Origin of the sequence: Maridesulfovibrio zosterae DSM 11974 (assembly GCF_000425265.1) — a bacterium.
GTDB lineage: Bacteria > Desulfobacterota > Desulfovibrionia > Desulfovibrionales > Desulfovibrionaceae > Maridesulfovibrio > Maridesulfovibrio zosterae.
The window spans coordinates 204,199-229,784 of record NZ_AUDC01000011.1 but is presented as its reverse complement, the minus strand read 5'-3'; the positions used below and the strand labels follow the sequence as shown (position 1 = coordinate 229,784).

The following is a 25,586-nucleotide window of genomic DNA, read 5'->3' as shown; positions in this document are numbered from 1 at the left end:
AAATGAAATTACTTCCACATCTCGAACAAAAAAATCAGGACATATCTGCTTTATTAGACAGAGCGCCCGTGGTTGAAGACTCATATCGTTCAGCAATGTTCGATAGTTTTCTCTATGCCGGTCAGAATGACGCAGAATCAGTTTATCAGCCGTTGCAGGACACAGTTAATGATTTGAATTCTGCGCGTGAAGAAAGCAAGTATGCTAGAGCTGAAGCTGAATCTGCTGCTGATAAGCTAGATGAAGCTGCCCATGAGGTTGCCATGCAGTCTGTTGAGGAGCAACCGCAGGATATGCAGGTCAGTCGGGAAGACTGGAATGAGATAAAGGAAGAGCTTGAAGAGTATGGATTGGACAAGAAGGATATTGCCGATCTTGAAGAAAAAGTCATGAGCGAAAACGGCATGACTTACGGACAGCTCGTTTCTGAACTTTCCGGTATGATGAAGATCCTTAAAGGAATAGAATTGACTCCTGCTCAGGAACAGGGGCTTAATTCAATTTTTGCTAAGCTTGGTTTCAGTCCAGATGAATCTAAGTCTATGCTTGGTGAAATCCGGCAGGGTAAACTCGGTAAAGTAATTGAAAAGATGCAGGCTAAGCTCGCGACTATGTCTGATTCTCAGAAACTTGAGTTTTCTGAGGGGGAAACAGCAACTCTCAGTAAGCTCTTTAATCTTTCAGGTGAAAATGGAAAGAAGCTTGCACAGCTTTTTAATACTGATGGTACAACCGTCGGTGATATTAAAAAGGGATTTGCTGGTCTTAAAGATGCATTTGCAAAACAGCAGCAAGAACAGGATGCCAAGGATCTCAAGTTAGTAAAGTCTATCGGCGATTCATTGCGAAGTACAATGGAAAAGGCATCCGACCAGGCTCCAAGCAATATTCGTATGGCTTCAGCAGACGTAATCAGTAACTCCATGGGAGCAGCTAAAGACGTAAGTGAAAGTGTAAAGCAAAATGGTCAGAATATGTCTGGCAATGGCAATCCGAATGGATCTGAGCAGAATAATAAGGGCAATGATGGTAATCCTAATAGTGGCCAGAATATGGGCGAAGCAGATTCCAGCAATGGTCAGAAGCATTGGCTTGATAAGATTCTTTCCGATTCAAAAAGCGCGGATAGCTGGAAGGATTTCTTTGGTAAACTTTCAGATGAGTCCAGCATAAAGGGCGAAGGAAATCTAAAAGGTAATATTTTCGGTAATGCCATGGGCACACTTCAGACCGCAGCAAAATCTGCTCAGGCAGGTAAGGCCAGCCCTATGTGGGAAAATACTGCCAGGTCCAGTGTTCTTGATCAGGTTCAGGAAGGAGCTTTCAAAAATCTTGGACAAGGCCGCAAGCAGCTTACTTTACAGCTTAATCCGCATAATCTTGGCTCTGTTAATGTCATGTTGCAGGTTAAGAACAAGGAAGTTCAGGCCGTAATTAAGGCTGAAAATCCTGACACTGCAAAAGTAATTGCCGAGCAATTGGATGTTGTGAAGAAGGCTCTGGAAGATCAGGGACTGAAGGTGGAAAAACTTGAAGTTCAAACCGGCATTGCAGACCATAATACACAAAATTCATGGCATAATGCTGAGGATCATAACAACTCGCAATATCAGGGAATGATGTCTGAAATGAGACGTCGCTGGCAGGTTTTAAGACACGAAGGAGCCTCTTTGGCCCAGGAAATGCAGTCTGTTGAGCAGAAGGCAACAATTTCCCAGGGCGGCTTGTACATAGTAACTTAATAAAACTATATACAAGCTTAGTGTAACTTAAGAGGTAGGAATCATGTCATACGTAGGATTTAGTAATATTCTAGGAAGAGCAGAAGCGGATATGGCTGCCAGTAACCAGCCTGAGCATAAAAGTCAGCTGGGACAGGATGACTTTATGAAACTTCTTCTTACTCAGATGCAGAATCAGGATCCTGCGAATCCCATGGAAGATAAAGAGTACATGGCTCAGATGGCACAGTTCTCAAGTCTCGAACAGCTCAACCAGTTGAACGATTCTATGAAGACCATGATAAATAACGACGCTCAGAATCAAATGATTTCAGCTGTAGGTTTTATAGGTAAAGAAGTTCAGGCTGAAGGTTATTCTGTAAGTCGTGAAGGCGACAAGATAAGCAAGATCTTCTACGGACTTGGTGAACCTGTCGCAAATGCCTTCATCAATATTTATGATAAAGATCAAAACCTTGTTCGAACAGTCCAGCTAGGTGAAAAAGGTTCCGGAACACACGAGTTCGAGTGGGACGGAAAGGACTATACAGATAAGAATGTACCGGACGGTGTTTATACCATTGCTATGGCAGCGGAAGATATAAATGGCAAGCCGGTTATGGTTAAGACGGAAGTAAGTGGTGAAGTCAGCGGAGTCGTTTCAGAAGGTGGTCAGCAATTTCTGCATCTGAAAGACGGTCGTTACATCAACTTCCTCAACGTTAGAGAAGTAGTAAGTCCTACTGATGTTTCAGAGAAAGATGCAAGTAAAGAAGCTGGAAGCGGATCAGATTCAGGATCAGATTCAGGATCAGATTCAGGAACTACTTCAGGCTAAAGATTCTACGGCAAGAATCAATAGAAAGCGTTTTTGAAACATACATGAGTCAATAGGACCTTAAGGAGGTTTCTCATGGGTATCTCAGCATCATTGTATTCAGGAATTACAGGATTACAGGCGCACGGCGACAAGATGTCTGTAATTGGTAACAACATCGCAAACGTAAACACAGTTGGTTTCAAAAGTGCTAAAATGCACTTTGAAGATGCTATCAGTCAAGAGGTGACAACTGCAACCGGTACTGCACAGGTCGGTCGCGGTGTTCAGGTCGGGGCAATTTATGCCGATTTCGCACAGGGGTCTTTCGAGACAACTTCTGAAGCTACAGACCTTGCAATCGGTGGTAATGGCTTTTTCATAGTATCTCCAAAGAGTGAAGATACAACCTATTATACCAGAGCAGGTAACTTTCGTTTTGACAAAGACGGTTATCTTACCGATCCTCATGGTTATGTTATTCAGGGATGGCAGGTTCAGGATACCACAAGTGAAGTCGCAACTGGTACAACTGTACAGCAGTCTAACTCCGTGCGCACAATCGGAGTTCCTACCGATATCCGGTTAGAAAACTTTCAGTCTGCACCTCAGGCAACTTCAAAAGTCAATATGATTACTAACCTTGATTCACAGGAAGCCAGCCGTTCAACCAGTTCAACTAATCCTTACTTTTCACTCTTTGAAGCATGGGATGGATCAAAAACCCCACCCCTTGGTGATTCTTTGTACGGATATCAGTCTACACTTAAAGTGTACGATGCGAACGGTTCTGCACATAACTTAACCACATATTTTGATCAGGTTACTCTTAGTAATGCTGGCGGTAAGAAGGTTTGGGAATTCATCGTAACCAGCGAACCTGCTGAAGATGGGCGTGTCACAGGTGGCACAACTCCCTTCGCGAACACTTCCGGGGCCGGCCTGCTTATGACTGGAACTCTTACTTTTAACGCAGCTGGTGATTTGACCGGAGCTGCTGCTTTCACTCTTAAGAGCGGTGTTGGTAGTGGCGGTCTGAAGAGTTTGTCAAACTGGAGTCTGGCTAACTTCTCACAAGATGGTCTGCCTGTACTTACAGCGAACTTTCTTTCAACATCTAACGCAAGTTTTACTGATTCAGCTCAGCCGACAACAATAGAAATGAACTTCGGTCTAAGTAATAAAAATCTGTCAGGCAGTGGGGTGACTAAGGGGTGGAACACTGGATCAGCAAGTATCTCAAATGCCTCTCAGCTTGGAACTAATGTCACTGATACAACCAGGATTCCAAATTTTGGCGAACCTGAGAAAAGTGCTCTTGCTACAACAAGCTACAGCTCCGGTTCAACTACATTGTTCCAGTCTCAGGACGGATACACCGCAGGTTTTCTGCAGAACGTATCAGTCAGCAGGGACGGCGTAATGACTGGGCGTTATTCCAACGGTCAGATTAAGGAACTCTATGTTCTGACCATTGCAGACTTTAATAATGAATGGGGCCTCAGGCGGGAGGGGGGTAATCTCTACAGTCAGACCAGAGAGTCTGGAGATGCTCTTACCGGACGTCCAAGTACTGGTGGCAAGGGATCGATCGCTTCCAACTCTCTTGAACAGTCCAACGTTGACCTTGCTGTTGAATTCGTAGGAATGATTACCACACAGCGTGGATTCCAGGCGAACTCCAAGGTTATCACTACCACTGACTCTATGATGGGCGAACTGATCCAGCTTAAGCGCTAATAATGGAATGATGCTTCCTTAGATGATGCTGAATATATAGGATAACTCCTTCTACAACCTCCGCAGACGGGATTGACTCCCCCGACTGCACAGGTACCAGATAACCCCGCACCCGAATATGCCGTTTCGGATGCGGGGTTATCATTTTTTTTGAGTGCTTTGTTAATATATATGAAGTGATCTTTATACTTACTCAATTCCATATAGAATATTTTATCTTCATATTAAGTCTAAATCATTCCATGAGTTAATATCTTCTCATTTAAAAATAATGTATTCTGTTTAAAAGAGTATTAAATACAGTGTTTTGCAGGATGATAGAATCATTTTTCCGAGTAGCTTGAAAATTGACACTATCAACCTGATATAAGCGGGAAAAATTTGACTATCGGGCTTAATATTAAGAAGTCTAGACTTTGTTAATATATATAACATACTGTAATTAAATAGAATAATATCTTTGGCACATCTACTGCTTAAGGTTGGTTAACAAAACGGAATTTTGTGAACTACAAGGAGGTTCAGATATGTCCTTAGTCATTAACCACAACCTTATGGCAGCCAGCGCTTCGCGAAACCTTCAGCAATCGTATGGCAATCTCGGTGTTTCAACCCGTCGTCTTTCTTCCGGTCTTAGAGTCGGAACTGCAGCTGATGATGCAGCCGGTCTTGCAATTCGCGAACTTATGCGTGCAGATGTAAAATCCCTTAACCAGGGTATGAGAAACGCAAACGACGCGATTTCTATGATTCAGACTGCTGACGGAGCATTGCAGGTAATTGATGAAAAGCTCATCCGTATGAAAGAGCTTGCAACACAGGCATCAACCGGTACCTACAACTCAAGTCAGCGTATGATTATTGATTCGGAATTTCAGGCAATGGCATCTGAAATTACCCGTATCGCAAATGCTACCGATTTTAACGGTATCCACCTGCTTAACGGTAACCTTTCCGGCGAGACTAGCAGTCACGAGGGTAGCGGCTTACATTCAAGCGGCCCGCTGAAAGTTCACTTCGGAACAGGCAACGATTCTGCTGAAGACTACTATTACATCGCAATAGGTGACTCTACTGCTTCAGCTTTGGGTGTGCAGACTTCAATCTCCACTCAGGAACTTGCTCAGTTGGCTCTTGATAAGCTTCAGCAAGCAATTATTTCAAAAGATAAAATCCGTGCGAATCTCGGTGGAATGCAGAACAGGTTGGAAAACACTATCACCAACCTTTCCATTCAGGCTGAAAACGTTCAGGCAGCAGAATCACGTATTTCTGATGTTGACGTAGCAACCGAAATGACCGAATTCGTTCGTAACCAGATTCTCACTCAGTCGGCAGTCGCCATGCTGTCGCAGGCTAACTCACTGCCAAAGATGGCCATGCAGCTCATCGGCGGTTAGTAGCCTATGAAATACAGGGTGAAGATTAAGGACTGTGGAGACGGCTGATCACCGTCTCCCGGTCCTTGGTTATTTGGTAGATAGTATAGAATATAATGAATAGTACTAATCAGTTTTATGAGACAGCTCTAAATAGACCAAAGCTTCCTCTGCAGCCATCTGCTCAGCTTTTTTCAGGCTGGACCCTTCAGAATTAAAAGTTTTATTATCAGGTAAAGTTAGCTCTACCATGAAGATCTTCTCGTGCTCAGGTCCTTTAGTTCCGGTGAGTACATACGTCGGACGTTCTTTAAATATGGATTGAGTTGATTCCTGTAATTTGCTTTTGAAATCTTTAGAACTTTCGAGTTTGAAAGTTTGGGGCCATTTATCCTTAAAGATTCTTAGAATAAATTTATGGGCTTCCTGATAGCCTCCGTCAAGAAAAACCGCTCCTATAACTGCTTCCATGGCATCTGCCATCAAAGAGTTCCTGGTTCGGCCTCCCTGTGTTTCCTCTCCCTTGCCAAGCAAAATAAAGTCATTAAGATTAAGCTCGAGTGCAATATCTGCAAGGCTTTTCTCTTTAACAAGTTTTGACCTGATCTTGGTTAACTGTCCTTCATGAGCTTCTCCGAACATTTTAAAAAGCTCTTCTGTTACACAGAGTTCCAGAACTGCATCTCCCAGAAATTCTAATCTCTCGTTATCTTCAACGGGATCTTGCTGCTCATTTGCCCATGAACTGTGGGTAAGGGCAGTGGCTAAATGCTTGACTTGAGAAAATCGATAGTGGATACATTGCTGGAGGCGAGAAAAATCTTCTACCATAAAAAACCTACTTAAATTTATATTAAAATGTATTCTTATTCATGCTTAAAGGCTTTATTTGAGCCACAGTCAATTGCGGTGATCGGAACATCTGCTGAAGCAGATAATCCGGGTAGCATCATTATAGCCAATCTTCTTGCCTCAGGATATAAGGGTAAAATCTTTCCCGTCAATGGTGAAGGTGAAGATGTTCATGAAATCAGAGCCTTTTCTTCTGTTAATGAACTTCCCCGTTCAACTGATTTGGCGATAATCTGTCTGCCTCCATCTGAAGTCAGCAGCATTCTTGAACTGCTCGCTGAAATTCCGGTCAGGGCAGCTGTTGTCACCAGTGGAGGATTCGGGGAGATCGGTCGAGAAGGCTACCTGCTGGAGAAGCATTTGGCAAGAACTGCCAAGAACTGCGATATGATCATACTCGGCCCGAATTGTATGGGGCTAATGAACTCTGCGCTCTCTATGAACGCAAGTATTGAGCCTGATTTCACTTTTAGCGGCAATATTGCATTCTTTTCTCAATCAGGAGCAATTTGTACAACAGCTCTAGACTGGGCTAATTGTGAGGGCGTTGGTTTTTCTAAATTTATAAGCCTTGGAAATAAAGCTATTCTTGGTGAAGCCACAATACTCAACTATCTTGCTGACGATCCAGATACTAAAGTTATCGTAGGGTATTGCGAAACTCTTAAAGACGGTCAGGACTTTCTTAGAACGGCTTATGATACTACCACTAAGAAACCGCTTATCCTGCTGCGTGCAGGAGAGACTCCAGCAGGAGCCCGAGCGGCATCTGCTCATGCCGGAGCGTTGACCGGTTCTACTACAGCTTATAATGCTGCTTTCAGGCAGACTGGGGTAATGCAGGCTGTTGATATTGAGGATATGTTTAATCTTGCTCATGCATTTTCCTCACAACCTCTACCAAAGGGGTCAAATGTAGCAATTGTTTCCAATTCCGGTGGTCCCGGGATTCTTGCGGCGGATATGTGCGAAAAAGGCACCTTAACCATTTCCAGACCTTCATCTGCTACGATAGATATTTTGAAGGGAATTCTTCCGGCTTACGCATCTTTGTATAACCCGATTGATATGCTTGGTGATGCCAATGCAGATACTTATCACAAAACTTTGCGGGCTGTGGCAGAAGATGATGCCTTTCACTCTATTCTGATTATTCTGAGTCCTGCGGCGAATGTATTAAATGATGTGGCAAAAATTGCCGCAGATATAATTGCGCTTGAAAAAGAGTGTGAAAAGCCGATTATTACCTGCTTTATGGGAGGGCCTTCAGTAGAAAGTTCAAGAAAACTTCTGCGCGGGGCAGGTATTCCATGTTATGATTTTCCTGAAACAGCAGTTAGAAGTCTTGATGCTATGACCCGCTGTGATCGCTGGCGTAAAAAAGACTGGCCTATTGAAGTCTGTTTTCGTCGTGATTATTCAAAAGCTAAAAGCATAGTAGAAAATTGTAAGTTAACAGGTCTTAATGAGCTCGTTGAGCTTGATGCCATGCATCTTGGTTCTGCTTATGAACTTCCTGTACCTGAAACTGTTCTGGCGCGTACTTCTAATCAGGCGGCCAAGGCAGCAAAGCGTATCGGGTATCCTGTTGCACTTAAAATCGCTTCACCATTAATTTCACGTAAGCAGGAACTCGGACTGGTTTCAACAAATATCAAAACTCCTCAGGAATTGCGTAAAGCATTTCTTGAAATAACCACACGAGCAACCAGACGCTGTAAAGATGCGTATATTACAGGATGTCTGGTACAGGCTATGGGACCTGAAGATTCTCATGAAGTGGTGGTGCATTTTCGTCGAGATCCACAGTTCGGGCCGCTGATAAGTTTTTCACTGGCAGGTCTTCACGAAGACATGCTCAATGATGTATCGTCAAGACTTGCTCCTCTGGCATTAAATGATGCACAGGAAATGATTCGCGAGATAAAAGCTTATCCTATTTTAAGAGGAGTGCGTTTTGGAGGCGCTGTAAATCTAGGTGCGCTTGAGGATATTCTACTAATGGTTTCCCAGATGGCTATGGATCTGCCTGAAATTCAAGAGGCTGAATTTGATCCTATTATCGCAGGGCCGGAAGGAGCTGTCATCGCCAATATGCGCATGACAGTCGGATAGTTCGTAAAATTTTTTTTTTTTGATTTTTATATATTATTTGCAGTAATTGAATTTAATTCTAAGGAGTAATATCCATGCCCGGTTTATATATTGGTTCCACCAGCGGATACTCTGGCAAAAACATGATTGTTATGGGACTGGGATTGCATTTTCAGAAACAGGGAGTCAGTCTGGGGTACATGAAACCTGTAGGGGCTATTCCGACTGAAAAAGACGGATGCTTAGGCGATGAAGATGCTTTTTTTATTCAGGATGTACTAGGCGTTTCCAATCCTGCGAACGTAGTTACTCCGGTTGTGGTAACGCATGATTTTAAAGTTCAAGCTTTTAACGGTAAAGTTGAGGACCATGTAGCACCAATCGTAAACAGTTATGAAAAAGTAAGTTCCGGCAAAGATTTGACCCTTATTGGTGGATCCGGTTCCATGTACTCCGGAAAATACTGTGGAGTAGACGGAATTCATCTGGTTAAGACTCTTGGTGTAAAATGTGTTGTGATTGATCGTTTCCAAAAAGAACTCAATTATGACTATCTGGTTGTCTTGAAAGAATCGCTTGGTGATAATCTGGTTGGCGTTATTCTTAATGATATCCCGCCGACTTTTATGGATGAGATCACGACTCTCATTAAACCATTCCTGGAGCGCAAAGGGGTAAAAGTTCTCGGCGTGATTCCTAAAGATCCGCTTATGGGAACTATCAAGGTTGGTGACCTGTCAGAGCGTCTCGGTGGGAAGATTATTTCCGCGCACAATATGACGGATCTGCCTGTAGAGAGTTTTCTTATCGGAACAATGCAGGTTGAAAATTTTATGACTCACTTTCGAAGACACAGAAACTCAGCTGTTATTGTCGGTGGTGACCGTTCCGATGTTCAGCTTGTTGCGTTGGAAGGTGAGTGCCCATGTCTGGTTCTGACAGGTAATTTATATCCCAATGATATTATTTTGACTCGCTCTGAAGTATTAGAAACACCAATTATTATGGTTCGTGATGATACTTTTTCGGTGGCCAAAAAAATGGAGGATATTCTTTCGAGGCATAAGTTACGTGAATCAGCTAAAATTAAACATGGTGTAGCTCTCGTAGAAAAACATATCGATTTTACATATCTGAAAAAAGCATTAGGCTTGAAATATTAGAATTTGATCTGAATATTCTGTTAAAATATCTGGTAATAAAAAGCACATAATAAAGGTGTAAATACTGACATAGTCGGCATTTACACCTTTTTATATATTGTTGAAGGTGTAAATTTGTTGGATAAATTAAAAGTGTATAGAGAAGGCAATAAATTTATATAAAGTTGCTGAAAACTTTTATGGGCAATGAAGAATTGTTTACGACCTGCTTGCAGGAATGATGTTTTTGATGCCTACGCAAAAAGAGGGTTGTTGTTCAGTTCATGTTTTACAGTGGTCATAGGTCCGTGTCCTGAAAATATTTTTGTCGTCTCGGGTAGGAGAAATATTCGTTCTTTAACTGATTTGATTAAAGCTTCTTCATCTCCGCCTGGAAAATCTGTCCTACCTGTTGAAATCATAAAAATAAGATCCCCGACAAATACGCAACCAAGCGCAGGGAAGAAGTATGAAAGACTTCCTGGAGAATGACCGGGAGTGGATAGAACTATCACAGGACTCTCAAGTATATTAATGCGTCCCGGCTTCTGATCGGTCAATTTAAAATCAATCATACTTTGATATTCTAATGAACCTCCGTACATTACGGCAACTTCTTTCAGGTATTCATCTTTTGTACTGCCGTAAACAGGGGCTTGAGTTACCTTTTGCAGGTCGGCAACTCCACCTATATGATCAAAATGCATATGTGTTAAATAGATGGCTTGTACATCAATATCCCGATCGCGGATCGCACGTAAAAGGGGAAGTGGTTCCAGACCACAGTCAATTACAACAGCATTTTTGCCGGAAGTAAGTAGATAGCAATTGGTTTCAAGAGGACCTAGTACAAATGTTTCAACTATAATATCTTTCATTATCGGTCCTTGACTGAAAGTCGGCAATAGAGTGAAATCTTAAAATTAATCACAAACATTAAGGAACAACGATGCTTTACTTTCTAGGAAACTGTCAAATGGATTTTCTCAGCAGGGCGGTTGAGAGATTGGGATACGGTTGTAAATACAGAGTTCTGGCCTCTCCCTTTACTTATAACAGTTCTCCTGGCGTTATTCCTCAAGAGTTGGTTGTTAAAGATAAAATTTTTAATTTGAAAGATTATTACCATGACCGTCAGCTTTTGAATCAGTTTCAAATTATCGGTCCTGATGATAAGCGGCCTGAGCTTATTGTATTAAATTTATTTCATGAAAACAGCCCTCTTTTTATTAATAATACAGCAAAGTACATATTTTTTATTAATCCTGATGTCTGGAAAGAATATCCCGAATTTGAAGTATGGATGAAGGCAGAATTCGGTATGATCGGTGCCAATCCTACTACTTATTTTAAAAGATATGAGGAGATGCTTAAAAATGTGAGGGCTAATTTTGCAGATGTTCCCTTAATTGTTGTCTCACGCCTTTCACATTTTCCCGCCTTTGGTCCTGATCCGTATTCATATCTAGAGGGGTGGGGAGAACTTTGGCGCACAGCCGGATCAGTCTTCAAGCGATGGGAAAAGGAAATTAACGGGTTGACTATTGTTGAAATGGACAGAATTTTTGCAGGCATCTGGTCCACGTCAGATAAGAAAATTGAATCACATTGTCCTTTTTTAAAGTTTGATATTATAGAGGAAAACAACGTGATTACCGGGTTGCATGCCAGTCGTGATGTTGAGCATATTGGCTCTATGTGGCCTATTCTTGCCGGTAAGATCGAGCAATTTCTTAAACAGGGCAGGATTACGTATACTGAAGATGAAGTCGTCCCAGATGCATGGCTTAAGCCTTGGCAGCCTGAAAAGTTTGATGAGGGAAGGATTATAGAAATGCTTTCATCAGGTGCGAATTATTTATGCGCACGTGCCATAGGGACATTTTTTCTTGATCTGGATAATGATTATACTGAGTTTTTGGTTCGCACGGCAGAGTTCACTCCTGTCTGCCACAATACTTTACATATGATTAAAACTTATGGGCGTATCTGGAGAAACCCTGCTCTTGCGTATTGGTGTCAGGTGCATCGCCGTACTGCGGCAGAGTTTACAGCCAATGGTCCAATATATATGAAAGACTACCTTCAACGAATTGATGAAATTGAGCGATATGCTCTAGGGCACTAAATATTCTGCGCTGGCGAGTTTTTGTCTGTTATGAATTTATATTTTAGCGTTCTAAGTACATTGGCTTTTTGCATAGACAGGTGTGAGTAAAAGGTATCAATCTGAAATCCCCTTGAACTGGGAGTTCAAGGGGATTTTTTTATTATCAAATACAGTATGTACTTACGCTAGTTACGCAGTAGAATAGTTTTGGTAATTCTTACTTTTGTTCACCTTTGAGAGCTCCGAGAAGAGCTTCATCAAGCGAGGGGTGCGGGAATACTACTTTGTGGATATCATCTTTAGTCCAGCTTTCTTGCACGATCATTGCCGCGGCTGTTGTAAAACCTGAAACATGATGTCCTACAGCGGTTATTCCGGCAACTTTGCCGTCCAGCCAGACGACTTTAACAAACCCTTGTGTCGCAGCATATGCCTGGGCAATAGGGTTGGCTACAAGCGGAAAGGATGAAACTTTAACTTCGCCCTGTCCTTCAAGATCAGCCGGCATACGGCCTACACGCATGGTTTCTGGAGAGCCGTAAAGTATTGACGGAATAGGCCCGTGCTCATAGGGACCTTCTGTCTTTCCACTAATACGGCGCACCACGTAGCCTGCCTGATGGCTTGCAGCGTGTGCGAGCAGAACTTTTCCGTTCAGATCACCGATGGCGTAGACATTCTGCGCGGCTTCAAGATTTTCATTAACCTTGACAAAGCCTGGTCCTGCAGTCTCAACACCAAGAACTTCGAGTCCAAGATCTTTGGAGTTAGGACGGCGTCCAATGGCTATCAGCGCTTTATCTGCAATAAGTTCTTCACCATCCTCGGTCCGCAGAACGGCTTTGCCGTCTTCGGCAGTGACTGATTTAACCTTCACTCCGAGTTTTATATCCCATTTATTGCGTTTGAAAACTCCGTGTAAAGCTTTTGAAACTTCAGGATCTTCATAAACGGCTATGCGGTCAAGAGCATCGACCACAGTGATTTTGCAGCCGGTACGGTGCGCAATCTGGGCCATTTCAAGACCAATGAACCCAGCGCCGATAACCAGTAGTGATTCTGGCATTTCAGTGAGTGCCAGAAAACCTGTATTATCTAAAATGGTCTCATTGTCTGGTTCAAGTCCCGGGAAAACTGTTGGGTGGGACCCCGTTGCCAGGACTAGTGATTTGTACTCTAGTACAGCACATTCTTCCGGGTGGGAAACTTCAACTTTACCCGGCTCAATTACTTTTGCTGTGGCAGGATATATATCAATACCCAGTTTTTTAGCTTTTTGAGCCATAGCCTTGCGGGTTGCCCCGATGAAGCGGTCTTTTTTAGTACACAGGGCTTTAAAATCAATTTCGATTTCACCCTTGGCAACACGGGCTTTGGACTGCGCCTCCAGTTCTTCTACAGGAGATGTTGCTCCGAGATAGAGTTTGGTGGGAATACAGCCAACGTTAAGGCAGGTTCCACCTAACAGTTCTTTTTCAATCAGTGCGACTTTGATTCCTTCTTCTGCTGCTTCTATAGCGGCGTCAAAACCACCCGGTCCGGCTCCCACGACAACGAGGTCGTAGGAGCGGTTGTTTTCAGGGAGATTATCCGAGGTCATCGGTCATCACCATGTCGCGTGCTGCTTTTGTTTCGTCGAGTCTTTTCACTGAAAGGGTTACAGGCGCAGCCTGAATCAGTTCAGGATTAGTCTCAGCCAGCGCTGCAATCTCAATAAGATCATCAATGAACTGGTCCAGAGTTTCCTTACTTTCGGTTTCGGTAGGCTCAATCATCATACATTCCTTCACAATGAGCGGGAAGTAGATGGTAGGAGCATGGTGACCCTTATCAAGCAGTGCTTTTGCTACATCAAGAGCCCGAACACCGTTTTTAGCCTGTTTTACAGCTGAAGCAACAAATTCATGCATGCAGATACGGTTGTGCGGAATTTCAAAGTAATCTTCAAGTCTCTTGCGCATATAGTTTGCACCGAGGACTGCTCCTTCGGTTGCTCTTATCAGGCCTTCACGGCCAAGGCGGAGCATGTATGCATACGCTTTAAGGTATACGCCGAAGTTACCGTAGAAAGGTGCAACATATCCAATGGATTTAGGAGCATCGTAATCAAGATAAAATTGTCCGTCTTCCATCTTTTTAACGTGCGATGCTGGTAGGAAAGGAACAAGTCTTTCACTTACACCGACAGGACCTGAACCTGGGCCTCCTCCACCGTGTGGTGTTGCAAAGGTCTTATGCAGATTAAGGTGCACAACATCAAAACCTGCATCTCCGACGCGCAGTTTACCCATAATAGCGTTCATATTTGCGCCGTCGTAGTAAAGCAGGGCATCTTTATCATGAATCATTTTGACGAGTTCTGGCAGATGTGTTTCGAATAGTCCAAGAGTGTTAGGACAGGTCATCATTACACCTGCAACTTCATCGTCCAGAACCTCTGCAAGAGCTTCTGGAGTGATAATGCCATCGGTCGACTCAACAGATACAACATCGTATCCGGCAATAGCTGCTGATGCGGGATTAGTACCGTGTGCGGAGTCCGGGCAGATGATTTTAGTTTTTTTGTTGCCTTTATCTGCATGATAGGCAGCGATAAGCATTACTCCGGTCAATTCACCATGCGCTCCGGCCATCGGGTGCATGGTGAAATCTGCCATACCGGTCAGTTCACAGAGCAGCTTTTCAGTTTCATAAATAACTTCCAATGCTCCCTGACAATGGCGTCCTGCTCCCTTTAACTGGGGCATAGCCGGGTGCAATTTTGCAAATCCGGGCAGGGCAGCTACTTTTTCAGTGAACTTGGGATTATATTTCATGGTGCAGGATCCAAGAGGATAAAAATTGGAATCCACACCGTAGTTTTTCATGGAAAGCTGGGTAAAGTGGCGAACCACGTCCAGTTCAGAAAGAGAAGGCATGCCGGCGTCTTCACGCAGAAGATCAGCAGGAATCATATCTTCAATTTTTTTCTTTGGTTCTTCAGGCCAGCAGCCTTCACGGCCGGGAATTGATTTCTGGAATACTGTTTTCATTAGATTGCCCCCCGCAGAATTTCAGCAAAAATGCCGATCTGTTCTTCTGTGGTCTTTTCAGTGCAGGCTACCAGCAGTCCGTTTTCCATGCCGTCGAAATAACGGCCCAAAGGAAAACCGGGGATGATGCCGCGCTCGGTGAGCTTGTCGATAACTTCAAACGCATTTACTGGAAGGGTTAATGCGAATTCATTCCCGAACGGTCCTTTTGTGAACAACTCAACACCGTCAATTGCAGTGAGTCTTTCTACTGCGTAATGAGCCCGTTCAGCTGATAAAGTAGCTGTGCGGCGCAGTCCTTCTTCTCCCAGCAGGCAGAGGTGAATGAGAGTGCGTAAAGCACAAAGAGCCTGATTGGAACAGATATTTGAAGTCGCTTTCTGGCGGCGGATATGCTGTTCTCTGGCTTGCAGGGTAAGAACGTAACCGGTCTTACCGTCTTCATCCTCAGTGCGTCCTGCCATACGCCCCGGCATTTGGCGGATTAGTGCTTTAGAACAAGTCATAATGCCGAGATACGGCCCACCGAATGAAAGGGGCTGCCCAATAGACTGACCATCTGCAACAGCAATATCAGCTCCCATCTGACCCGGTGTTTTTAGCACAGATTGCATGACCGGATAGGTGGACATGATAGCTACAGCTTTATGTTCGTGAACTGTAGCAAAAAGATCTGTGAAATCATTTACAGAACCAAAGAAGTTCGGGTTCTGAACTATGATTGCCGCAGTTTCATTATCAATGGCTGCGGTAATTGATTTGACGTTTGTGCATCCGTGGTTGTGGGGCACAGTCACAAGTTCAATATTTAAATTGCTTGTGTAGGAATTCAGCATCACCCTGTAAATAGGGTTCAGTGATTCACTGACAATAATTTTGCGGCGTCTGGTTTTGCGGACAGCCATAAGGGTGGCTTCATAGAGTGCGCTTCCACCATCATATACAGAAGCGTTGGAGTATTGCATACCCATGAGTCTGGCCATAGCGGTCTGGTACTCGAAAATAGCCTGCAAAGTTCCCTGTGAAGATTCTGGCTGATATGGTGTGTATGCGGTATAGAATTCACTGCGTGATGACAGCGCATCAACTGCTGTGGGGATGAAGTGGTCGTAAAATCCTGCGCCAAGGAAGCTGGTCAGGTTGGTGGTGTTTCTGGATGCCATTTTTTCCAGCATTTCCAGAACTGCCATTTCACTTTTACCTTTAGGAAGGTCGAAGCTTTTTGGGCGAAGTTCTGTCGGAATTTCTGCAAACAGGTCTTCCACGGAGTTTACGCCGATCACATCAAGCATTTCCCGTATTTCTTCCGGGGAATGAGGTACGTAAGGCATGGTTGTCCTCCGGTATATAAAATATTAATTCCCCGCTGACGTGAGCGGCCGGCGGGGAAATTGTTAACTATACTAGAATTGCTCCAGATTAATGATCTTCTTCTTCAGTAACCTTTTCGTAGGCTGCTGCATCAAGAAGAGCGTCTGTTGGACCGGTTATTTTAACTTTGACCATCCAGCCGTCACCATAAGGGTCTTCGTTAACTTTTTCGGGAGCGTCTTCGAGTGCTTCATTTATAGCAATAACTTCGAAGTCTACAGGAGCGTATATTTCACTGGCAGCTTTTACTGATTCGATAGAACCGAATTCGTCACCGGCTGCAAATGAATCTCCTACCTGAGGAAGTTCGACGAATGTAAGATCGCCGAGCTGTTCCTGTGCAAAATGGGAAATACCGATAGTTCCGTTTTCACCGTCTACTTTGAGCCATTCGTGAGATTTGGCGTAAAGAAGTTCCTGGGGGATCATGAGGCCTCCTTTATGTGTGAACAAAAAATTGAATTTTCCTAACTGATATGCATTAAATGAACTTGTGACAGATAGCATTCATGCTTAAGAAATAAAAGCCTTTGTGAAGGGCAATTTTCATAAAATTTACATAAAAATTTAGCGCATAATGAAAAAATTAATAATTTTATAAATTTGCAGTGAATTTGTCCGTGTTACTAAAACTTGTGTTTTGACGAAAAAGGGCATACGCAGCTAGTAAAGAGTTTGTATGTAGATTTGTTTTTAAGGGTGGATTCTGCCCGATGTCACTATTTTTAAATATAAATACTTATAAAATTGTTATGTTATATGTAGGAGCAGACAGTAATGGTCGTGTCGACTGACAAGGAGACTCTCAAGATCAAAACTGCCGGAAGGATTTGGGATATTGAGCGTACAGCTGATCTTGAAACCTTATGGGATTCCATCGGTGAGGATGAATTTGGTGAGGATGAACGTCTTCCTTACTGGGCTGAACTTTGGCCTGCAAGTGTTCTTCTCGGTGAATGGCTTTATCGTAATGCCGCATCTATCAGGGGTAAGAAATGCTTAGATCTTGGCTGCGGGCTTGGTTTGACTGCTATAATAGGCCAGTCTCTCGGAGCAGAAGTTGTTGCTTTTGATTATGAATTCGCACCGCTCGTATATGCCAGAGAAAATGCTCAAATAAATAAGACTGAGCAGCCATTGTGGCTACAGATGGATTGGCGTGATCCTGCTTTGGCCGAAGATTCATTTGATTTTATCTGGGGTGGCGATATTCTTTACGAAAAAAGGTTTTTTGATCCATTGGAGAAACTTTTTCGCAGGGTGCTTAAGCCATGTGGTATGATCTGGATGGCAGAGCCTGTCAGGGATGTTTCCTATCCTGTCTGGAGCAAACTTGAAAATCTAGGTTGGCAGACTTCATTGCCGCTTACGGAAAAGGCAGCTTGCTGCAATGCTGAAATGACAGTTAATATTCGGGAAGTTGTTCCCGGACACAAAATATAATCGCTACGGAGGTTTGAAAATGGGCAAAACAATACGTTTCGGGGTTTCCCTTGATTCCGACCTGCTTGAAAAATTTGATAAACTTTGTGATGAAAAAAGTTACCAGACCCGCTCTGAGGCAATCAGAGATTTGATCCGTAATATGCTGGTTGAAAAAGAATGGGATGAAACCGAAGGTGAAATGGCCGGTACACTTTCCCTAGTTTACGATCATCACCATACCGGTTTGTCACAGAGGCTGACTGAGCTGCAGCATGATAGCCATGATCTTATAATGTCTACTCTGCATGTTCATCTTGATCACGATAACTGTCTCGAAGTAATGGTGCTTAAAGGCAATGGTAAGTTGATCAAAGAGCTTGCTCATCGTCTTATCTCGACTAAAGGTGTTAAGCACGGAAAACTTGGACTTACTACTACCGGCGAGACACTTGTTTAGCTATTGTGAAATGGATTAGCTGTATAGTTCTTTACTACTTTTAATCTAAATTTTTATTCAACCAGCGCAAAGTTTATTAAAGATTTTTAAAAGGCTAGAGGAGTTTTTATAAAACTCCTCTAGCTATTAAATTGTCTCAGATAGATGGTTACAGCGCATCAAATAAATTTCAGGAAAAAAATGGAAGACGTTCAAAATAGTCCTGCCAAAGTGGCCATGTCTATTAACCGTGTCGGTGTGCGGGATCTCACCCTCCCATTGGTTGTACGTGATCGCAAAACCGGAAGTCAGCATACAATGGCTAAAGTGGCTCTTTCAGTTGATTTGCCTGCTCATTTTAAGGGTACGCATATGAGCCGTTTTGTAGAGGCTCTTGAAGACTGGACTGAGGAACTGGATTATGAAAGTTTTTTCAATTTATTAAGCGATATTCTGCGTAGACTGGAAGCGCGTAGTGCTCATGCTGAATTGAGCTTTCCGTTTTGCCTGAAAAAGAAGTCCCCTGTAAGTGGCCGTATCGGGGTTATGAGTTATGATTGCTCTGTAGAGGGTGAGCTTGTTGGGAATAAACTTGAATTCACTCTTGGAGTTAAGATTCCGGTTATGACCGTTTGCCCTTGCTCAAAGGCGATCAGTGATGAAGGTGCTCATAGTCAGCGGGCAGTAGTTCATATTAAAACCAAGTCTGATGGGTTTGTCTGGATTGAAGATCTGGTTGAGATTGCTGAACAGTCCGGTTCCTGCGAAGTCTATTCATTGCTGAAAAGAGAAGATGAAAAGCATGTTACAGAAAAAAGTTTTTCTAATCCGACTTTTGTAGAAGATGTTGTTCGGAATGCGGCTATGGGGTTGGAAAAACACCCCAAAATATTATGGTACAAAGTGGATGTGGATAGCTTTGAATCGATTCACAATCATTGTGCTTTTGCAAGTATTGTCAAAGGCTGATTTGTGCTTATATTACAAGTAGGGAGACAGGGGAGGTAAAGACTTCACCTGAGCTCCGGAGATAGTCGCTGTTGCTTGACCCATGGGTTAAGCAACAGCGACGACATTTTAAGGTTAAAAAAAATGCCGTCAGAACTTCTGGCGGCATTTTTTTGTTTTCACGTGGAAATAATTATTCTGTCTCAACGCTGTAAGACCAGCCGCCCTGACCTTCAGTGAGGATAAATACACGATAAGGTGCAATCCCTTTTTTCACAAAGTAGTCAACTGTTCTTTCTGCGCCGCCTTTGCCTCTCGGGCAAATTACGACAACTGGTTTGGTGGAATCTTTCAGTTCATTCAGACTTGCTTCAAGTTTGATTTTGTCTGAATCAGATTTAACAGGATATGCACATGTTTCAACTGCGCCTTTAATGTGGTGGGCTTTAAAATCATCTGATTCCTGAATATCTATAATGGCAATATCAGCTTTATTTTCGATGGCTTTTTGCAGTGATGCAGCACTCATATAATTATATTTCTCTTTCATAGCAAAGGCAGAGGCTGCAATTACAAGAGTCATGATAGCTGTACCTAATACCAGCAGTAATTTCTTTGATAAGCTCATGTTGTTCTCCTTTTGGTGTAGGTGTAATTATTTACTTGCGTGTAACCATAAGGAGAACTTCTCGTCGAATATTAAATGCTGATACTTAAAATGAGATTGTATTGTATTTTTCTATTGTATAAGTGTTCGGTCAGATTTTTCTTTAAAAAGTTCGCGTATTTTTTCGACTCTGTCTCTGTTTACGGAAAAATCGTAATATCCGAGCCGTGCCGAAGATTTTACTTCTATTAATCCATTTGGTTCATCATAAAAACATTCGAAGTCATCAACATATCTGAATATTTTACTTCTGAATTCAGCATAAAGATATGGGCCTTCTGTTTTTATTATTTTTGATCCTTCTATTTGTTTTATGACCTCTGTGAGGTGCTGCATCACTTCCTGTGCCGAGCCTGAAGCTTTGATTGCATCAATTCTATGCGACGGATCTTTTGCCTGCGATGAGACGCATTTAGGACTGTCAGGGCATGGAGAAAATTTTCCATTTTTTACTCCAAGATTGTCTGGAGCAGTGGATATACATGCGGCTGTGAAGAGCGCTATCCCTGAAACTACCATTAATAATAAAATTATTTTGTATGTCATAATTAAAAAGGATAGGTCATAAAATATCTTATGAGCAAGAAGTTTATTAATAAAATCTAAAGAGTTGTCTTTATTAAATCAAAAAATATACCAGTTTAGTGAGTTAGTGACATGCTGTTAATAACTATGTGCAAAACAAAAATATCCCTTGCCGGTACATAAACCGACAAGGGATATTTTTATCCGAGCTGTATAAATTTAGAATGGGTTTGTTTTGATACAGAATGAGCCTTCTTTGAGTAAATCTGAGATGCTGATTTCGTCAAGAGCTGCATACATGGCTTTGCTGGCTTTGATCCATACCTCACGGGTGGGGCAGTTCTCAATGCGCTGGCACATAACATCATCTTCAAGGCATTCAACAAGTCCAGATTCACCTTCAAGGCTTCTTACAACATCTCCAACGGAGATATCTTCCGGAGACATTGACAAAATATGTCCTCCACCGGGGCCTCTTTTGCTGGTGATGAAGCCAGCTTTTTTAAGCTCTCGAATGAGTTTTTCAAGGTATTTGGTGGATAGTCCCTGGCGGCTGGCAATATCGCTGATACGAACTGGTCCTGTTCTACAGTGCATCGCTATATCCAGCATCATTCTGGTACCGTATCTACTTCTGGTGGTCAGTCTCATGTATTTTCCTTCTTGCTTTACAGTCTAATTAAAAAAGTAATTCTGTCGGGTCAAGAGGGATTAAGTTTTGATAGTGTTATTGTTTGGATATTCTTAGTTAAAGCTTTGATAATATTATATTTTATTTGATGATGTAAAAATAGAAGAAAATGTTGATTTATTGATTGCTTTTCGGTAAAAGTGTACATTGGCATTTCTGCGCGTCTTTTTGATTTGTGTGGATTCTAGACCAATATTTGGAGATTATTATGAACCCGAACAATTCCGGGAAGAAAGAGTTTGATGTAATTATTGTCGGTGGTGGTCCAGCAGGACTTTTTGCCGCGTTTTATCTTGGCGAGCATACAAATCTTGATGTGCTGGTCATCGAAAAAGGGAAAAGTTCCCTTAAAAGAAACTGTCCTATTACCGGAGATCAGGAATGTATCAAGTGTAAGCCTTGTAACATCTTGTCTGGTGTAGGGGGAGCCGGGCTTTTCTCAGATGGAAAGCTTAATTATATTCACAAGCTGGGCAAGACTGATTTGACGCAGTTTATGTCTGTTTCTGAGGCAAAAGCTCTCATTGATGAAACTGAAGAAATCTTTAACCGTTTCAACATGGATGGAAAGGTTTTTCCTACTGACATGGAAACGGCAAAAAATATTCGAAAAGATGCCTTGAAGCATGGCATCGATTTGCTGCTTATTAAGCAAAAGCATCTCGGCAGTGACAATCTTCCCGGGCATATTGCAGCTATGGCTGAGTATTGCAAGGAGAAGGGAGTAACTTTTCATACCAATGAAAATGTTGAAGATATCCTCATTGAGGATGGAAAGCTCGCCGGTGTAGTGACTAAAAAAGCTGAGTATAGAGCTAAAAATGTTATTCTCGCTCCTGGACGTGTCGGGGCAGAGTGGATGGGATCTGTAGCAAAGAGACATGATCTGGCTATTACTCAGCGTGGTATTGAAGTTGGTGTGCGTGTTGAAGTTCATGGTGATATTATGCGTGACCTTTGCAGCGTTATTTATGACCCGACTTTCTTTATCCGTACTAACACTTATGACGATCAGGTTCGCACTTTTTGTACTAATCAGGGTGGTTTTGTCGCACTTGAAAATTATCAGGATTTTGTCTGTGTGAACGGACATGCATATATGGATAAGAAATCGGAAAATACCAACTTTGCTTTTCTTTCTAAAGTAGTGCTCGAAGAGCCTGTTACTGATAATCAGGCATATGGAGAGTCCATAGGGAAACTTGCAACTATTATTGGTGGCGGTAAGCCTATTTTACAGCGTTTTGGTGATCTAAAGCGTGGACGACGTTCTACATGGAACAGGGTTCGCAACAGCTTTGTTGAACCTACTATGAAAAACGTGACTTGCGGTGACATCGCTATGGCGCTGCCTGAGCGTATAGTTCGTAACCTTATTGAAGGTCTTGAAAAGCTTAATGATGTTGTCCCCGGAGTAGCTAACGAAGAAACACTTCTTTATGCTCCGGAAATTAAGTTTTTCTCAACCCAGATTGAAACTTCAGAAGTTCTTGAAACAGCTCTTGAAGGCCTCTTTGTTGCTGGGGATGGCCCGGGAGTGGCCGGAAACATTGTTTCAGCTTCTGCTACCGGTATTATCCCGGCCAAAGAAATTGTGAGCAGAATTAAAAAATAATTAATATATGTACTTGAGATGAGAAGCGTCTTTTGACTTTAAGTAGTACGATGTAAGCGCTTTGTATGGGGTTGAATTTCTTTAAAGAAATTCAACCCTTTTTTTTAGTGTAATTAATAAAATCCGTGCCTGAGTTGAAACAATTTTAATTACCGTTTTTGTTCTCACTTTTTATTTTTCATCATTTCAGCATAAAAAATGGAGGTAGAGCGATTTTTATTTAAAATTAAATTGAATGATTTAAAATGTGGCATACAGGTAACTGTAGCAGTGAACTGTAATGACACCTAAAATTTACTGTGTTAATGGGAAAGGATGTTCATTATAAAATGTTTTTATGTTGCTGCTTAATTTAAAGTTAAGAAGGTGAAAGATGATCTCTGCTCCTACTAGTGACAAACAGCCTGCCTGCATTGCTTTTGTTTTACTTCTGTCGACTGCTGCCGCTCTTGGAGGGTTTCTATTTGGATTTGATACAGCTGTTATAAACGGAGCAGTCATCGCTTTGGGTGATTATTTTAAAGTCGGTCCGGTGCTGGTTGGAATGTCTGTTTCACTGGCTTTACTTGGTTCTGCCGTTGGTGCACTGGGGTCCGGATATATTTCTGATAAATATGGACGTATTAAAGGTATGATGCTGGCGGCTGTGTTGTTTACAGCAAGTGGCGTCGGAGCAGGGCTTCCTTTTACTGTTTGGGATTTCATTTTCTGGAGGATTTTAGGTGGAATCGGTATCGGGCTGGCAAGTGCCATAACGCCTGCTTATATTGCCGAAATTTCACCGGCGTCTCTTAGAGGGCGATTTGGGTCATTACAGCAATTGGCTATTGTCGTGGGTATTTTTATCGCTATGCTGAGTAATTACATGCTGGTTGAGGTTGCCGGTGGTTCTGCCGGTAATGAATTGTGGTTTGGTTTTGAAACATGGCGTTGGATGTTTTGGGCTGAGGTTCCTCCGGCTTTACTTTATTTAATTGCATCTATGATGATTCCTGAGTCTCCGAGATATCTAATCGGAAGAGGGAGAGAAACTGAAGCTCATGAAATTTTAGGAAAAGTAATTGGAGATAGTGTTCTTGAGAAGATAGAAGAAATCAAGGTTACACTACAAGTCGAAGGTGGGGCTGCCTTTGCTGATATTAAGGGGCGAATCGGCTTTAAGCACATTGTCTGGCTTGGACTTGGACTATCTGTATTGCAGCAGTTTGTTGGGATTAATGTAATTTTTTATTATGGAAGTATGCTCTGGCGGAGTGTTGGGTTTACCGAGCAGCATTCCTTGTGGATTACGGTTGTTACAGGAATTGTAAATATAGTGACAACGCTTATTGCGATTGTTTTTATTGATTGTATCGGGCGTAAACCGTTGCTCCTGTCAGGATCTGCCGGAATGGTCATTACCTTAGGGATACTTGCATATCTGTTTGGTACAGCACCACTTGATGCTGCTGGAAATCCTAAGCTTATTGGAGAGACTGCTACGACTGCCCTTGTTGCAGCTAACATTTATGTTTTTTGTTTCGGTTTTTCATGGGGACCTGTTGTCTGGGTTTTGCTTGGAGAAATGTTCAACAACCGAATGCGGGCATCTGCTCTTGCCTTGGGAGCCGGGGCTCAGTGGGTCGCTAACTTTGTTGTTTCCGCTTCTTTTCCTTCTCTTGTAGAATGGGTTGGCCTTGGATTTACTTATTTGGGTTATACATTTTTTGCAGCGGTGTCTTTTTTCTTTGTCATGTTTTTGATTCGTGAAACCAGAGGTCGGGAATTAGAGGATATGGAGTAGTAATTTTGTTTTTAAACAAATTTAAAAATGTACCGATGAGTTTTTTGATTATATTTTGTAATAAAAATCAACTTGCTTATTGACTTTGTGTCATTTGATTGACAGTGAATGTGTAGGGTTACTGATTTTATTATGATACTATCACCTAACTCAGGTGAAACATCTATCAAGTCATCCCCTGAAAATATTTTTTTGGAGGCCGAATGGCTCTTAATGTGAATGGAATTATCGGAAACAGTCCTGCGCTTAAGGAGGTCTTTGCTATTCTTGCAAAGGTTGCGCCTACGGACAGTACCGTGCTGGTTACGGGGGAATCCGGCACGGGGAAGGAATTACTGGTCCGTGCATTGCACCATAACAGCAAGCGAAAGGAGAAGCCTTTTGTTCCAGTGAACTGCGGTGCTATTCCTAAAGAACTTCTGGAATCTGAGCTTTTCGGGCATGAAAAAGGTGCATTTACGCATGCGGTACGGTCTCGCCCCGGTCGGTTCGAACTCGCTGACGGTGGTACAATATTTCTCGATGAAATAGGTGAGATGGATTTAAGCTTGCAGGTTAAAATTCTCAGGGTCCTGCAGGAAAAAGAAATTGAACGGGTTGGTGGAACATCCATAAAAAAGGTAGATGTTCGTATTGTTGCAGCTACCAATCGTGATCTTGAGGAGGAAGTTGCTGCCGGACGTTTTCGCGAAGATCTTTTCTATCGACTCAATGTAATTCCTATGCATCTTCCACCTCTCAGAGATCGTGGTGGCGATGTCCTGATGCTGGCAAAACATTTTTTGAATCGTTTCAGTGAAGATAAGGATATAGAAGCCTTGCGCATTGATGCTGTTGCAGCAGATATGATGGTATCATATTCATGGCCCGGCAATGTTCGCGAACTTGAAAATTTCATGGAACGTATGTGTATTCTCTGCGATGCGGACGAAATTGTTCCAGAGGATCTTCCAGATAAAATCTGGAAAGATGTTGGTAAAGAACCGAAAAAGAAAGTCGCAGAGCTTATGCAGCCTGTTGGCTTCAGTTGGCCTACTCTTGATGATATGGCTGAGCAGGGTGCTGCTGGACTTAAGGATTTTCTTGAAAAGATTGAAGACAGAATTCTTATTGAAGCCTTGGAGAAATCCGGTGGTGTTCGAAATAAAGCTGCTGAGCTGCTTGGAGTTAAACGGACTACTCTTATTGAGAAAATTAAGAAGAGGAAGTTGGAAGTATAACAATTTTTTAAATTTATT

22 protein-coding genes are annotated in these 25,586 nt (G+C 42.5%); 13 read left to right on the top strand and 9 right to left on the bottom strand.

The genetic code is table 11. The features are described from left to right. The first annotated feature begins 2 nt into the window (after positions 1 to 2). From H589_RS0105245 to H589_RS0105230, 4 genes are all read left to right on the top strand, one after another. A complete protein-coding gene (locus H589_RS0105245) occupies positions 3 to 1,742 on the top strand; it encodes a flagellar hook-length control protein FliK (protein WP_027721067.1) in 1,740 nt (579 codons plus the stop codon). A 43-nt stretch (positions 1,743 to 1,785) separates the two neighbouring features. After that, entirely contained in the window at positions 1,786 to 2,559 is a 774-nt protein-coding gene (locus H589_RS0105240; protein WP_027721066.1) for a flagellar hook assembly protein FlgD, read from the top strand. 75 nt (positions 2,560 to 2,634) lie between these two features. After that, positions 2,635 to 4,278, top strand: a complete 1,644-nt coding sequence (locus tag H589_RS0105235; RefSeq protein WP_027721065.1) for a flagellar hook protein FlgE — start codon at positions 2,635 to 2,637, stop codon at positions 4,276 to 4,278. A gap of 527 nt (positions 4,279 to 4,805) precedes the next feature. Next, the gene (locus H589_RS0105230) at positions 4,806 to 5,678 is read left to right on the top strand and encodes a flagellin N-terminal helical domain-containing protein (RefSeq protein WP_027721064.1); all 873 of its coding nucleotides are present in this window, start codon (positions 4,806 to 4,808) and stop codon (positions 5,676 to 5,678) included. 105 nt (positions 5,679 to 5,783) lie between these two features. On the opposite strand, the gene rnc is transcribed toward H589_RS0105230, so the two are convergent. Beyond that, positions 5,784 to 6,488 (bottom strand): ribonuclease III, encoded by a 705-nt coding sequence (gene rnc, locus H589_RS0105225; protein ID WP_027721063.1) that lies wholly within the window; start codon positions 6,486 to 6,488, stop codon positions 5,784 to 5,786. Between the two features lie 27 nt (positions 6,489 to 6,515). On the opposite strand from rnc, the gene H589_RS0105220 reads away from it, so the two are divergent. Both H589_RS0105220 and H589_RS0105215 read left to right on the top strand, forming a co-directional pair. Further along, positions 6,516 to 8,624 (top strand): acetate--CoA ligase family protein, encoded by a 2,109-nt coding sequence (locus H589_RS0105220; RefSeq protein ID WP_027721062.1) that lies wholly within the window; start codon positions 6,516 to 6,518, stop codon positions 8,622 to 8,624. Between the two features lie 74 nt (positions 8,625 to 8,698). Beyond that, the gene (locus tag H589_RS0105215; RefSeq protein WP_027721061.1) at positions 8,699 to 9,766 is read left to right on the top strand and encodes a phosphotransacetylase family protein; all 1,068 of its coding nucleotides are present in this window, start codon (positions 8,699 to 8,701) and stop codon (positions 9,764 to 9,766) included. Positions 9,767 to 9,999: 233 nt separating this feature from the next. Here the strand turns inward: H589_RS0105215 and H589_RS0105210 are convergent, their stop codons facing one another. After that, positions 10,000 to 10,623, bottom strand: coding sequence for an MBL fold metallo-hydrolase (locus H589_RS0105210; RefSeq protein WP_084146879.1), 624 nt, complete (start codon positions 10,621 to 10,623; stop codon positions 10,000 to 10,002). A gap of 98 nt (positions 10,624 to 10,721) precedes the next feature. On the opposite strand from H589_RS0105210, the gene H589_RS0105205 reads away from it, so the two are divergent. Next, positions 10,722 to 11,873, top strand: a complete 1,152-nt coding sequence (locus H589_RS0105205) for an SGNH/GDSL hydrolase family protein (protein ID WP_245577044.1) — start codon at positions 10,722 to 10,724, stop codon at positions 11,871 to 11,873. Between the two features lie 199 nt (positions 11,874 to 12,072). Here the strand turns inward: H589_RS0105205 and H589_RS0105200 are convergent, their stop codons facing one another. From H589_RS0105200 to gcvH, 4 genes are all read right to left on the bottom strand, one after another. After that, complete coding sequence (locus H589_RS0105200; RefSeq protein ID WP_027721058.1) at positions 12,073 to 13,455, bottom strand: dihydrolipoyl dehydrogenase family protein; 1,383 nt, start codon at positions 13,453 to 13,455, stop codon at positions 12,073 to 12,075. After that, positions 13,442 to 14,887, bottom strand: a complete 1,446-nt coding sequence (gcvPB, locus tag H589_RS0105195; RefSeq protein WP_027721057.1) for an aminomethyl-transferring glycine dehydrogenase subunit GcvPB — start codon at positions 14,885 to 14,887, stop codon at positions 13,442 to 13,444. The genes H589_RS0105200 and gcvPB overlap by 14 nt, the downstream gene beginning before the upstream one ends. Further along, complete coding sequence (gcvPA, locus tag H589_RS0105190) at positions 14,887 to 16,218, bottom strand: aminomethyl-transferring glycine dehydrogenase subunit GcvPA (RefSeq protein WP_027721056.1); 1,332 nt, start codon at positions 16,216 to 16,218, stop codon at positions 14,887 to 14,889. Before gcvPA ends, gcvPB begins: the two co-directional genes overlap by 1 nt. An 88-nt stretch (positions 16,219 to 16,306) precedes the next feature. Next, on the bottom strand, positions 16,307 to 16,687 hold the full coding sequence (gene gcvH / locus H589_RS0105185) for a glycine cleavage system protein GcvH (protein ID WP_027721055.1): 381 nt from the start codon (positions 16,685 to 16,687) through the stop codon (positions 16,307 to 16,309). A 348-nt stretch (positions 16,688 to 17,035) separates the two neighbouring features. On the opposite strand from gcvH, the gene H589_RS0105180 reads away from it, so the two are divergent. The 3 genes from H589_RS0105180 to folE2 all read left to right on the top strand — a co-directional run bounded on the left by H589_RS0105180 (position 17,036) and on the right by folE2 (position 19,088). Next, a complete protein-coding gene (locus H589_RS0105180) occupies positions 17,036 to 17,701 on the top strand; it encodes a class I SAM-dependent methyltransferase (protein ID WP_027721054.1) in 666 nt (221 codons plus the stop codon). A gap of 19 nt (positions 17,702 to 17,720) precedes the next feature. Beyond that, a complete protein-coding gene (nikR, locus tag H589_RS0105175; RefSeq protein ID WP_027721053.1) occupies positions 17,721 to 18,140 on the top strand; it encodes a nickel-responsive transcriptional regulator NikR in 420 nt (139 codons plus the stop codon). Positions 18,141 to 18,320: 180 nt separating this feature from the next. Continuing rightward, positions 18,321 to 19,088: a GTP cyclohydrolase FolE2 gene (folE2, locus tag H589_RS0105170; protein ID WP_027721052.1), complete on the top strand. Its 768-nt coding sequence runs from the start codon at positions 18,321 to 18,323 to the stop codon at positions 19,086 to 19,088. Positions 19,089 to 19,260: 172 nt separating this feature from the next. On the opposite strand, the gene H589_RS19180 is transcribed toward folE2, so the two are convergent. The 3 genes from H589_RS19180 to H589_RS0105155 all read right to left on the bottom strand — a co-directional run bounded on the left by H589_RS19180 (position 19,261) and on the right by H589_RS0105155 (position 20,910). Beyond that, complete coding sequence (locus H589_RS19180; RefSeq protein WP_035075111.1) at positions 19,261 to 19,695, bottom strand: rhodanese-like domain-containing protein; 435 nt, start codon at positions 19,693 to 19,695, stop codon at positions 19,261 to 19,263. 111 nt (positions 19,696 to 19,806) lie between these two features. Next, positions 19,807 to 20,280 carry a DUF1499 domain-containing protein gene (locus tag H589_RS0105160; protein ID WP_027721051.1) on the bottom strand — a complete coding sequence of 158 codons (474 nt, stop codon included), beginning with the start codon at positions 20,278 to 20,280 and terminating at the stop codon, positions 19,807 to 19,809. Between the two features lie 198 nt (positions 20,281 to 20,478). After that, positions 20,479 to 20,910 (bottom strand): RrF2 family transcriptional regulator, encoded by a 432-nt coding sequence (locus H589_RS0105155; RefSeq protein ID WP_027721050.1) that lies wholly within the window; start codon positions 20,908 to 20,910, stop codon positions 20,479 to 20,481. Between the two features lie 248 nt (positions 20,911 to 21,158). Here H589_RS0105155 and H589_RS0105150 point away from each other — a divergent pair, with 248 nt between their 5' ends. The 3 genes from H589_RS0105150 (at position 21,159) to H589_RS0105140 (ending at position 25,568) form a co-directional block, all read left to right on the top strand. Continuing rightward, positions 21,159 to 22,565, top strand: a complete 1,407-nt coding sequence (locus tag H589_RS0105150) for an NAD(P)/FAD-dependent oxidoreductase (RefSeq protein WP_027721049.1) — start codon at positions 21,159 to 21,161, stop codon at positions 22,563 to 22,565. Between the two features lie 373 nt (positions 22,566 to 22,938). After that, the gene (locus H589_RS0105145; protein WP_027721048.1) at positions 22,939 to 24,348 is read left to right on the top strand and encodes a sugar porter family MFS transporter; all 1,410 of its coding nucleotides are present in this window, start codon (positions 22,939 to 22,941) and stop codon (positions 24,346 to 24,348) included. 203 nt (positions 24,349 to 24,551) lie between these two features. After that, a complete protein-coding gene (locus H589_RS0105140; RefSeq protein WP_027721047.1) occupies positions 24,552 to 25,568 on the top strand; it encodes a sigma-54 interaction domain-containing protein in 1,017 nt (338 codons plus the stop codon). The last annotated feature ends 18 nt before the right edge of the window (positions 25,569 to 25,586 follow it).

Bases quoted from the DNA above. Each gene is read 5' to 3' on its own strand.
- H589_RS0105245 (WP_027721067.1), top strand. From the start codon at position 3: ATGAAATTACTTCCACATCTCGAACAAAAAAATCAGGACATATCTGCT.
- H589_RS0105240 (WP_027721066.1), top strand. From the start codon at position 1,786: ATGTCATACGTAGGATTTAGTAATATTCTAGGAAGAGCAGAAGCGGAT.
- H589_RS0105235 (WP_027721065.1), top strand. From the start codon at position 2,635: ATGGGTATCTCAGCATCATTGTATTCAGGAATTACAGGATTACAGGCG.
- H589_RS0105230 (WP_027721064.1), top strand. From the start codon at position 4,806: ATGTCCTTAGTCATTAACCACAACCTTATGGCAGCCAGCGCTTCGCGA.
- rnc (WP_027721063.1), bottom strand. From the start codon at position 6,488: ATGGTAGAAGATTTTTCTCGCCTCCAGCAATGTATCCACTATCGATTT.
- H589_RS0105220 (WP_027721062.1), top strand. From the start codon at position 6,516: ATGTATTCTTATTCATGCTTAAAGGCTTTATTTGAGCCACAGTCAATT.
- H589_RS0105215 (WP_027721061.1), top strand. From the start codon at position 8,699: ATGCCCGGTTTATATATTGGTTCCACCAGCGGATACTCTGGCAAAAAC.
- H589_RS0105210 (WP_084146879.1), bottom strand. From the start codon at position 10,623: ATGAAAGATATTATAGTTGAAACATTTGTACTAGGTCCTCTTGAAACC.
- H589_RS0105205 (WP_245577044.1), top strand. From the start codon at position 10,722: ATGGATTTTCTCAGCAGGGCGGTTGAGAGATTGGGATACGGTTGTAAA.
- H589_RS0105200 (WP_027721058.1), bottom strand. From the start codon at position 13,455: ATGACCTCGGATAATCTCCCTGAAAACAACCGCTCCTACGACCTCGTT.
- gcvPB (WP_027721057.1), bottom strand. From the start codon at position 14,887: ATGAAAACAGTATTCCAGAAATCAATTCCCGGCCGTGAAGGCTGCTGG.
- gcvPA (WP_027721056.1), bottom strand. From the start codon at position 16,218: ATGCCTTACGTACCTCATTCCCCGGAAGAAATACGGGAAATGCTTGAT.
- gcvH (WP_027721055.1), bottom strand. From the start codon at position 16,687: ATGATCCCCCAGGAACTTCTTTACGCCAAATCTCACGAATGGCTCAAA.
- H589_RS0105180 (WP_027721054.1), top strand. From the start codon at position 17,036: ATGGTCGTGTCGACTGACAAGGAGACTCTCAAGATCAAAACTGCCGGA.
- nikR (WP_027721053.1), top strand. From the start codon at position 17,721: ATGGGCAAAACAATACGTTTCGGGGTTTCCCTTGATTCCGACCTGCTT.
- folE2 (WP_027721052.1), top strand. From the start codon at position 18,321: ATGGAAGACGTTCAAAATAGTCCTGCCAAAGTGGCCATGTCTATTAAC.
- H589_RS19180 (WP_035075111.1), bottom strand. From the start codon at position 19,695: ATGAGCTTATCAAAGAAATTACTGCTGGTATTAGGTACAGCTATCATG.
- H589_RS0105160 (WP_027721051.1), bottom strand. From the start codon at position 20,280: ATGACATACAAAATAATTTTATTATTAATGGTAGTTTCAGGGATAGCG.
- H589_RS0105155 (WP_027721050.1), bottom strand. From the start codon at position 20,910: ATGAGACTGACCACCAGAAGTAGATACGGTACCAGAATGATGCTGGAT.
- H589_RS0105150 (WP_027721049.1), top strand. From the start codon at position 21,159: ATGAACCCGAACAATTCCGGGAAGAAAGAGTTTGATGTAATTATTGTC.
- H589_RS0105145 (WP_027721048.1), top strand. From the start codon at position 22,939: ATGATCTCTGCTCCTACTAGTGACAAACAGCCTGCCTGCATTGCTTTT.
- H589_RS0105140 (WP_027721047.1), top strand. From the start codon at position 24,552: ATGGCTCTTAATGTGAATGGAATTATCGGAAACAGTCCTGCGCTTAAG.